The sequence below is a fragment of the Streptomyces sp. F63 genome, from assembly GCF_018070345.1.
Classification (GTDB): Bacteria; Actinomycetota; Actinomycetes; order Streptomycetales; family Streptomycetaceae; genus Streptomyces.
The window spans coordinates 18,657-28,195 of record NZ_JAGPXX010000050.1 but is presented as its reverse complement, the minus strand read 5'-3'; the positions used below and the strand labels follow the sequence as shown (position 1 = coordinate 28,195).

Sequence of the window (9,539 nt, the reverse complement as noted above, 5' to 3'; positions counted from 1 at the left end):
CGGCAGACGGACAGGCAGCCGTCCGGGTCCCGGTACTCCAGGGCGAGGATACGCCCCGGCGGCTGAACAACCTCCACGCGGATACGGCACAGCCCCGCACGGCCCATCACCATCCACACCGGCAGACGGGGTGCGGGCCGTTGACGTCGCGCGGGCCTCCGGCCGTCTCCCGCTCCGCGGAGGGCGGGGCGTTCCGCCGATCCGCCGCACGCGGGAAGCGGAAGCCGGCGAGGAACGGCAGAAGACCGGTGGCCAGCGGGAAGCGCAGGGTACCCTCGCCCACGCGGACCCCCTCCTCGTACAGCGTGAACGGCAGCACCGTCATCGAGGCGACGGGCCTGGCGGGCGTCACCGACTTCCAGCCGTCCAGGAACAGGCGGCGGTCCCCGGCGGTGAACGGCAGGCGGTAGCGGATGCGCCGCCGGGCGAGCGGGGATATCTCCAGTTCGCCGGCGGCGTGCGGGTCGTCGGCCAGACCGGTGATCCGCACACGGCCGGTGAGCCCGGCACGGGTGGTGGCCCAGGGCCGCAGCACACCCCCGGCCCGGGCGTGCAGGTCCAGGCGGATGCGCCGCTGTGGTTCCCCGCCGCCGAAACGCACAGTGCCGAGCAGCGTCTCGCTGAAGCGTGTCTCCCGCCGCCTCAAGAGTCCTCCCCCGCCAGCATGATCCGCTCGGTGGCGCTGAGATACTCCCCGGCCGCCGCGTGCGCGGCCTTCCCGTCGCCCGCCACGACCGCTTCAACGACGGGAGCCAGCCGGTCCCGGGCGGCGGCGGGGTCCGTGAACGGGGCGGCCAGAGCCGAACGGATGGGCAGATAGGCCTGGAAAAGGGTGTTGGTGAGCAGGCCGTAGACCCGGTTGCCGGTGGCCCGTGCCAGGGCCCGGTGTACGTCGGCGTCGGCAAGCTGCGCGGCGTCGGCCCCCTCGGCCGCCGCCACCGCCGCCAGCAGGGCGCGGAGCTCGGCCCGCTGCGCCGCGGTGGCCCGCACGGCAGCGCGCTCGGCGATCAACGCCCCGACAGCGCGCCGTACTTCGAAGACCTCGCCGACCCAGCCGGAGCTGTGCCGGACAAGCATCGGCAGGAGATCCGCTCCACCCAGACGGGCGTAGTCGCGGACGCGGGTACCCACCCCGTGCCGGGTCTCCAGCAACCCGGCCTGGACCAGGCGCCCGAAAGCGTGTTTGAGCGTGGTACGGGTGACACCGTAACCGTGCGCCAGTTCACGCTCGGGCGGCAGATAGTCCCCCACGCGATGACGGCCGGCGAGGATCTCCTCACGCAGCCGGTCCTCCAGGACATCGACGATGGTCTGGCGAGGCAGGGCCTCCACGGCATCCCTCCCGGGATCGAACCCGAACCAGAACGGCTCAGTGGATGAGCCACTCAACCAGCCAGGACCGGGGATGGTCAACCCACCCAACACCGGCAAGCGATGACAACGGTCCCCTCCCGGCCGGCCGCACCGCTCCAACCGCCGGGCAACCACCCGCCACCCCGGCCATCCCGCGAAAACCAGCGTCCCGCGGGTCCCGGGGTCAGGGCTTCGGCGGCCCTTCGCGGCGCGGGCGGACACCGATGGTGACGAGGGCCGGCGCGCCGCCGGGTGCCCTGCCGGCGCATCCGGACGCCAGCGGGCAGCCGCCGCAGCCCCGCGCCGGGCAGCCGGGGGTGATCTCCTCGCGGGTCAGCCGGCCCCGGGACACCCAGTAGTCGAGCATCGCCGAGGCCTCGTCCCGGGACACCCCCGCCTCCCGGGCCAGGTCCTCCAGGGTGTGGGCGCGGCCCTCCGTCACCGCCGCGAGCACCCTGCGCAGCGGACTCACGCGACCAGCCTTCCCACCTGGAACACGGCCACCGCGAGCAGCCAGGCCATCGCCATCATCGTCGCCATGCTCCACAGCGTGAGCCGGCGTCCGATGACCGAGCTCTGCGCCGCGACCGTCGCCACGCACGGTGTGTAGGCCAGCAGGAAGACCATGAAGGCGAGCGCCGCGGCGGTGCCGTGGCCGCCGGAGGAGCGGTCGAAGGTCCGCCGCAGCTCCTCGCCGAGCGTTCCCGGTCTCCGGCCGTCGTCCGGCTCCTCCGTGCCGTAGGTCTGGGCCATCGTCGAGACCACCGCCTCCTTGGCCACGAAGCCCGGGATCAGGGCCGCGGCGGCGTGCCAGTCGCCGAAGCCCGCGGGGGCGAAGACCGGGGCGACCGCCCGCGAGACCCCGCCGAAGGCGCTGTCCTCGACGGCGACCCGGCCGAAGCCGGCGCCGGCTCCGTCCGCATCCGCGCCCGTTCCGCCCCGGGCGGCCCCCAGCGGGACGGAGGACAGCAGCCACACCGCGGCCACCGTGGCGACGATGACGCCTCCCGCGGTCTTCAGGAACGCGGCGAGCTTCTGCCCGGCCTGGGCCGCGACCACCCGCGGCACGGGCAGCCGGTAGGGCGGCAGTTCGAGGACGAGCGCGTCGGCACGCGCCCTTCCGAACAGCAGCGGGCGCAGCAGCAGCCCGGCGCCGACCACCAGCAGCACCGACAGGACGTACAGGAGGAACACCACCGTCCCGGCGCTGCTGCCGAAGAAGACGCCCGCGATCAGGATGTACACCGTCAGCCGCGCGCTGCAGGTGACGAGGGGCAGCACCATGCCCAGCAGCAGCCGCTGCCGCCGGTCGCCGAGGATGCGCGCGGCGGACAGCGCGGGGACGTTGCAGCCGAAACCGACGATGATCGGCAGGAAGGCCTTGCCGGGCAGTCCGATCGTCCGCATCAGGCGGTCGACGAGGAATGCCGCGCGCGCCATGTATCCCGAGTCCTCCAGCAGTCCGAGGAGGACGAACATGATGACGATCAGCGGTGCGAAGGACAGCAGCTGCCCGACGCCCGGGACGATCCCGTGGACGACGAGCCCCGCGAGGGGACTGCCGTCCGGGTCGCCGGTGACCCGGACCGCGAAGGCGGCGACGGGCCCGGCGAAGAAGTCGGACAGCCCGCTCTGCAGCGGAGCGGCGAGGGTGGTGGTGGACTGGAAGACGGCCCACATCGCGGCCAGGAAGACGGGCAGGCCGAAGATGCGGGAGGTGAGCACCCGGTCGGCCCGGTCGCTGCGGGTGCCGCGGGCGGCCCCGGCCGTCCCGCCGCCGCGGTGCACGGCGGCCGCCATGAGCTGGTGCACCCAGGCGTAGCGGCCCTCGGCCAGGAGGGTCTCCACGTCCCAGTCCTCGTCGTGGGCCGCCTCGTCGTACGTCTCGCCGGCGTCTTCCGGCTCGTTCCCCCGGTCGTGTGCCCCGGTTCCGGTCCGCGTGCCGCCGTCGCCGGACCGGTCCCCGGCGGCTTCCCCGGTACGGCCGCCGGCCGCCGCGGCGCGCGCACCGGCGGTCAGCCGCTCCGCCAGCCGCGCCGCGAGAGCCGTCACCTCGCCGGGGATGCCGGGTACCGGCGCGCCGGCGAGCAGCCGCAGGGCGATCCAGCGCGCCGGGCGGCGCTCCCCCGGTGCCTGTCGCGCCAGGGCCCGGAGCAGGTCCCGGACGGCCGACTCGGCCGGCTCACCGAGGGCGGCGGGAGGCGGCGCCGCCCGGCGCCGGTGCACCTGTTCGACGGCGGCCGCGAGCTCCGGGAGGCCGGTTCCCTCCCGGGCGGACACCGGCACCACCGGGGCGCCGATCCCGGCCGCGAGGGCCGCCGCGTCGATCCGCAGGCCCCGCTGCGCGGCGATGTCCGTCATGGTGAGTGCCACGACGAGCGGTATGCCGGTGTCCGAGAGCTGGGCGCACAGGTAGAGGTTCCGCGCCAGGTTCGCCGCGTCGAGGACCGCGACCACCACATCGGGCCGTTCCGCCGCCCCCGCGGAGACAAGGAGGTCCCGGGTCAGTTCCTCGTCCGGTGAGACGGGGACGAGGCTGTACGTGCCGGGGAGGTCGGTCACCGAGATTCCGTACTCCCCGGCCCCGCCGGCTTCCCGGCCCTCGGGCCGCCAGGTGCCGGAGGCGACCTCGACGGTCTTGCCCGGCCAGTTGCCGACCTTCTGGCGGGCGCCGGTGAGGGCGTTGAACAGGGTGGACTTCCCCGTGTTCGGGTTGCCGACCAGGACCACGCGGAGGCGCCGGCCGTCCCCGGCCGCCTCCTCCCCGTCCGGCGCCGGGGCCGCGTCGTGGGCGTCGCAGCAGGGCTTCATCCCTCGGCTCTCCGGACGACGAGTGCCGCGGCCGTGCGGTCGTCGAGCGCGGTGCGGGTGTCGCCGTGCGCGACCACGAGCCCGCCGGCGAGGCCCCGGCTGAGCACGCGCAGCTCGGTACCGGGCACGAAGCCGAGTTCGAGCAGGCGCAGGCGGAGTTCGCGGTCGGCCGCGATCCGGCGCAGCCGGACGGGCTCGGCGCTCCGCCATTCGTACAACGTCACGGTTCGGCCCTTCTTCCCGGCCGGGTACCGCCCCCGCTGGGAGGTGGAGTGCGGCCCGGCCCTGGCCCGGGGGAAGGCCAGGCATGCCTAATGTACGGTCCCCGCCCGGTGGGTCCGGAGGGACCAACGGCCCTGATGAGCGGACCGGTCCGCCCTGGCCGGAAGAAACCTCGCGGGGGGCCGGGCGGCCCGCGCCGGCCGCGGGCATGCGAACGCCCCCGCGGGCATGCGAACGCCCCACCGTGCACCGGCCGGTGCGCGGTGGGGCGTCGCGCGTCAGCCCCGGCCGAAGAGTGACTTCCAGCCGGAGGCACCACCCTTGGACTTGCCCGCTGCCGAGTCGCAGTCACAGCGCTTGGACGCCGGGACGCCGGCCAGCACCTGGTCGACGTGGTTGCCGCATCCGGAGTAGGTGAACTTGCCGCAGGTCCGGCAGGTGACACGCTGGCACATGGAACTTTCCCTTCGTTGTGCTCTTCCCTGTTCCCGACTATACCCCCCTGGGTATTAAAACCCCAAGGGGGTATCACACCCCCCGGAAAGGCCCCGCCGCAGGAGAGCGCCGGGCCGCCACCGGACGGGCACGTCGCCCGTTCGCCCCGTGTCACCCGCCCGCCCGGATCCCCCTCCCCGTGATGCTGGGACGGTGGGCGACGAGGAGGCGGTACAGCGGTGGGAGCGGCGCGGGCAGCTGCCGCTCATCGCGGCTTCGCTCCTCTATCTGACGGCCTACACCCTCACGGTGCTGGACCGGGACGCCTCACCGGCCTGGCGGGAGGCCTGGTCCCGGACCATGATCGTCACCTGGGCGCTGTTCGCCGCCGACTACCTGGTGCGGCTGGCGCTGAGCCGCCGCCGCTGGACCTTCGTACGAGGGCACTGGCTGGACGTGATCGTCCTGGCGCTGCCCGCGCTCCGGCCCCTGGCCCTGATCCGCTACCTGTACCGGCGGCGGCCCCGGAACGCGGCGATGTCCCTGGAGGGGGAGGTGATGGCGTACAGCGGGCTGACCGCGCTGCTGCTGGGCTTCGTCGGCGCCCTGTCCGTCCTCCGCGCCGAGCGCGGCGCGCGCGGCGCGACCATCGAGAGCTTCGGTGATGCCGTGTGGTGGGTCTGCGTCACACTCTCCACCACCGGCTACGGGGACGTGGTGCCGGTGACCTTTCACGGCCGGCTCGTCGGCGTGCTGCTGATGAGCGTCGGCGTCGGGCTGATCGGCGCGGTCGTCGGCGTGTTCTCGTCCTGGCTGGTGCAGAGCTTCCGGCGGCGCGACGCGGAGGACACGGGCCGGGGCGGCGGAAAACCGTGACCCCGGCCCCGGGCGGACGGCGCGGCCCGCGGACTCCGGGCCGCCCCGGTACCGCGCGCGGCGGTCCGGCGGTCCCGGGTGCCGCGCCGGCGTCCTTGGCGGCGGCCGCCGGTCCCCCCGGTACCCGGCGGCCGCCGCCGGTACGTCAGCCGATGCGCGCGCAGAGGTCGTCGGTCGATCCGGCCGCCATGGTGACGGTCTTGTAGCCGGCCGGGCCGATCTCCAGGGTGTACACGCCGTCGATGAGGTACAGGCCGCGGGCGAGATTCCCGCCGTTCTCGCCGACGCCCACCAGCACCGGGCCGAGCACCGTCCAGAACTGCGAACCGTCGGCTCGGTACTCGACGACGGCCGTGCCGCTCGCGTCGGCGTCGTACGAGGCGCCCGTCCGCTGGTTGGTGACCCGGACGACGAGATCCCCCTTGTAGGCCACCCGCCGCGCGGTGCCGTCGGGACGGGTCTCCAGGACCCGCCGCACCACCTCGTCCACCACCGGCTCCCCGTGCACGGGGACGTCACAGCGGGCCCCGGCGGGAAGGTCCCAGGGCGCGGACGGGGCCGGCTCCCAGTGTGCCGTCCGCCCCGCGGACACGGCCGCGGCGGGCGCCCCGGGGGCGGGCCCGGACGCGGCCGCGGCGGGCGGCGCGGCGGCGAGCAGTGCCGTGACGAGGACGGGCGGGACAAGGGTGGTGCGTCGCATGGCCGCTTCTCCCGGGGAAGGGGGCAGGTGGGAAGGTCTCGGCCGCCAGCGTCCCCCCGGCCGCTCACCACACTCTCACCACCGGGGGCCGGCGGCCCGGCGCCGGGTACCGCCCGCCCTGCCCCGCCCCGCCCCGTCCCGCCCCGCCGCACCGGCCCCGCAGCCCGCCGCCCGCGCCCCGCTTCCCGTGACGCCGATGCCGCCACCACCGGCTAGGGTCGGCCGGTCATGGAGTTCATGCTGCTCGGCGCCTTCAACGCCCGTCACCGGGGACAGCCGGTCCTCCGGAGCACCCGCCGCCAGGAGCGCTGCCTGCCGGCGGTCCTGCTGCTGTGCCCGGGGCGTGCCGTCACCACCGACCGCCTCATCGACCTGCTCTGGGACGGTGCCGCCCCGGCCTCGGCCCGCGGCACCGTCCACACCTACATCGGCCGGCTGCGGGCCGCTCTCCGGCCGTACGGGCCGCGGATCGACACCCGGCACGACGGCTACGCCCTCGATCCCGCCGGGGCGGTGACCGACGCGGAGGAGTTCACCCGCCTCGTGCGGGAGGCGGCCGCCGCGGCCGAACCCGCCGAGCGCGTCCGGCTCCACGACCGGGCCCTCGGCCTGTGGCGGGGCCCGCTGCTCGCCGGCGCCGCCGGTGACCGGCTCCGCGACCGGCTCGGCGGCGAACTGGAGGAACTGCGGCTCACCGCGCTGGAGCAGCGGGCCGGGACGCAGCTCGCCATGGGGCTCCACGAGCGGGTGGCCGCGGATCTGGCCGCGCCGGCCCGCGACCACCCGGAACGGGAACTGCTCGTCGCCCGGCGGATGACGGCGCTGTACCGCAGCGGCCGGCAGGCCGAGGCGCTGGAACTGTACCGGGGTACCCGCGGCGCCCTGGCCGAGCGGTTCGGCGTCGAGCCGGGCGGCGGGCTTCGCCGGCTGCAGGAGCGCATCCTGCGCGGCGATCCCGGGCTGGACCGGCCGCCGGCGCCCGTCCACGCCGTCCGGGTCCGCGGGGAGTGGCTGCCGTGGCACACCAGCGGCCATCCGGCCCTGGAGTTCTGCAACACCTACGCCGGCTGGGCCCGTCCGCCGCGGCCCGGCTCGGAGTGGCTGCGCGGCTACGGCACGCTCGCCGTCTGGGCCGGGCACCTGGACCTGGTGGACGATCATGTCGTCACCCGGCTGACCGGGCGGTCCCGGCAGCGGCCGGAGGAGGCCGCGGCCGTGCTGGCGGAGGCCCGGGCGTTCCGGACGGACCTGTACGCCTGCCTCACCGGCCCCGGGGATGCGCGGGCCTTCCGGGCGGTGGCGGCCGTGGCGGAAGAGGCCGCCGGACTGGCGGAGTTCGTGCGCGGCGAGGACGGAATCGGACTCTGGCGCCTCTCCCCCGCCGCCGGTCTGCGGCTGCCCCTCCTCGCGGTCGCCCGCAGCGCGGCCGAACTCCTCGCGGATCCGCGGCGGTTGACGGTGCGTGCCTGTCCCGGGCCGGACTGCGGCTGGCTGTTCCTCGACCGGAGCGGGCAGCGCCGCTGGTGCAGCCTGGGCACCTGCGGCGGCCACCGGCCGGAGTGAGCGCGCCGTACGGCGGACGTCCGCCGGCGCTGCGGCCGTGTGCCGGGGCCCGGCACGACGCGGCCGGTCGTCCGTGACGAACGGCCCGGGCGCGTGCCGCGCCGCCGGGCGGGCCCGTCCGGACGAGCCCGCGGCGGTACCGCGGGGATCGCGCCCGGGCCGTCCGTGACGGACGGCCCGGGCGCCCCGCGGGCCCCGCGCCGGTGCGACGCGAGCCGGGAAACCAGGGCCGCGAGGAGCCGTTCGCGCCGGGGCGGAAGTCCGGACGCCTCGTGGGCACGGGGAGCCGGTTCACGCGACGCGCAGGGTGAGTGCCCCGTCCGGCGCCGGGTCCAGCCGGGTGCCGAGGTCGCGACTCGCCCGGTCCAGCACGGTCCGCAGCCACGCGCCGTCCTCGCGCGACGCGGGCCGCAGCGTCATGCGCCGCGCCTGCAGGGGCACCATCCGCAGCCCGGTCAGCCGGCCGGTGTCCGGATCCAGCCGGGCGAGGTACAGCAGCCGCAGATCGTCCCGGTAGCGCTCGTAGCCGGTGATGCCCTCGTAGTCGTCGACGAGGTCTCCGCAGCCGTACAGAACGAGCTTGCCCCGGTACGTGCCCAGGGGGCGGGGGTGGTGCGAGGAGTGGCCGTGGACCACGTCCGCCCCGCCGTCGACGAGCGCGTGGGCGAAGCGGATCTGCCGCCGGGCGATGCCGTAGCCCCAGTTGGAGCCCCAGTGGACCGAGACGACGGCGATGTCGCCCGGGCGTCTCACCCGCCGGAGCCGGGTGGTGATCGCCCGGGCGGCGGCCCCGGAGGGCTCGCTCACCACGGCGACCCCGGCCCGGTCCTCCGTCGCGGCCCAGTCGAGCGGCACGCCGCTGGACGGCATGGCGACGGCGAGCACCAGGACACGGCCGCCCCCGGCGAGCGGCACCACGGCGGGGCGCCAGGCGGAGCCCGCGTCGTGTCCGGCGCCGGCCGTGCGGAGCCCGGCACCGGACAGGGTGCCGAGGGTCTCCTCCAGACCGGGGCGGCCGAAGTCCAGGACGTGGTTGTTGGCCAGCACGCAGACGTCCGGGCGGGCCGCCGCCAGCGCCGGGAGGTTGTCCGGACTCATCCGGTAGTGGATCTCCTTGCCGGGGGCGAAGGCACCGCTCCGGGTGACACTCGTCTCCAGATTGATCACGCGGACGTCGGGCGCGGCCTCCTCGGCCACGCGCAGGGCCTCGCCCCAGGGCCAGGAGTACGGCACCGGACGGGGCACCGGGCCGTTCGCCGCCTCCGCCAGCCCGACGTAGACGCGGGCGTCCCGCGTGTACGTCTCCCGCAGCGCGGGGTCTCCGGCGCCGGGGAGGATCTGGTCGACGCCGCGGCCGAGCATGACATCGCCGGTGAGGAGGAGGGTGACCGGTTCCCTGGCCATGTCCCCAGGCTAGTGCCGCGCCGCCGGGCGGGCCCGTCCGGACGAGCCCGGGGCGGGAACGCGGGGATCAGGGAGGCGGCGGAGGCCGCGGAGGCCGGTGCGGCCCGGCCCGGGTCCGGCCGGGCGGTGAGCAGCCCCGAGGGGGCGGACGGCCGCCGGGGGCGCTCCGGTATCG

At 76.0% G+C, this 9,539-nt stretch carries 10 protein-coding genes; 2 read left to right on the top strand and 8 right to left on the bottom strand.

Annotated features, from left to right (window positions below; genetic code table 11):
* Window positions 1–106 precede the first annotated feature (106 nt).
* From KBZ10_RS28265 to KBZ10_RS28240, 6 genes are all read right to left on the bottom strand, one after another.
* Window positions 107–646, bottom strand: a complete 540-nt coding sequence (locus tag KBZ10_RS28265; protein WP_210990587.1) for a hypothetical protein — start codon at window positions 644–646, stop codon at window positions 107–109.
* Entirely contained in the window at window positions 643–1,332 is a 690-nt protein-coding gene (locus KBZ10_RS28260) for a FadR/GntR family transcriptional regulator (protein ID WP_210990586.1), read from the bottom strand. The genes KBZ10_RS28265 and KBZ10_RS28260 overlap by 4 nt, the downstream gene beginning before the upstream one ends.
* Window positions 1,333–1,537: 205 nt before the next feature.
* Entirely contained in the window at window positions 1,538–1,825 is a 288-nt protein-coding gene (locus KBZ10_RS28255; protein ID WP_210990585.1) for a FeoC-like transcriptional regulator, read from the bottom strand.
* Window positions 1,822–4,164, bottom strand: a complete 2,343-nt coding sequence (feoB, locus tag KBZ10_RS28250; protein ID WP_210990584.1) for a ferrous iron transport protein B — start codon at window positions 4,162–4,164, stop codon at window positions 1,822–1,824. Before feoB ends, KBZ10_RS28255 begins: the two co-directional genes overlap by 4 nt.
* Window positions 4,161–4,388 (bottom strand): FeoA family protein, encoded by a 228-nt coding sequence (locus tag KBZ10_RS28245; protein ID WP_210990583.1) that lies wholly within the window; start codon window positions 4,386–4,388, stop codon window positions 4,161–4,163. The genes feoB and KBZ10_RS28245 overlap by 4 nt, the downstream gene beginning before the upstream one ends.
* A gap of 276 nt (window positions 4,389–4,664) precedes the next feature.
* Complete coding sequence (locus KBZ10_RS28240) at window positions 4,665–4,841, bottom strand: hypothetical protein (RefSeq protein ID WP_210990582.1); 177 nt, start codon at window positions 4,839–4,841, stop codon at window positions 4,665–4,667.
* A 193-nt stretch (window positions 4,842–5,034) separates the two neighbouring features.
* On the opposite strand from KBZ10_RS28240, the gene KBZ10_RS28235 reads away from it, so the two are divergent.
* On the top strand, window positions 5,035–5,697 hold the full coding sequence (locus KBZ10_RS28235; RefSeq protein WP_210990581.1) for a potassium channel family protein: 663 nt from the start codon (window positions 5,035–5,037) through the stop codon (window positions 5,695–5,697).
* 145 nt (window positions 5,698–5,842) lie between these two features.
* Here the strand turns inward: KBZ10_RS28235 and KBZ10_RS28230 are convergent, their stop codons facing one another.
* Window positions 5,843–6,397, bottom strand: a complete 555-nt coding sequence (locus tag KBZ10_RS28230) for a hypothetical protein (protein WP_247703118.1) — start codon at window positions 6,395–6,397, stop codon at window positions 5,843–5,845.
* 228 nt (window positions 6,398–6,625) lie between these two features.
* Here KBZ10_RS28230 and KBZ10_RS28225 point away from each other — a divergent pair, with 228 nt between their 5' ends.
* Window positions 6,626–7,960, top strand: coding sequence for a BTAD domain-containing putative transcriptional regulator (locus tag KBZ10_RS28225; protein WP_210990580.1), 1,335 nt, complete (start codon window positions 6,626–6,628; stop codon window positions 7,958–7,960).
* Window positions 7,961–8,251: 291 nt separating this feature from the next.
* Here the strand turns inward: KBZ10_RS28225 and KBZ10_RS28220 are convergent, their stop codons facing one another.
* A complete protein-coding gene (locus KBZ10_RS28220; protein WP_210990579.1) occupies window positions 8,252–9,364 on the bottom strand; it encodes a CapA family protein in 1,113 nt (370 codons plus the stop codon).
* Window positions 9,365–9,539 lie beyond the last annotated feature (175 nt).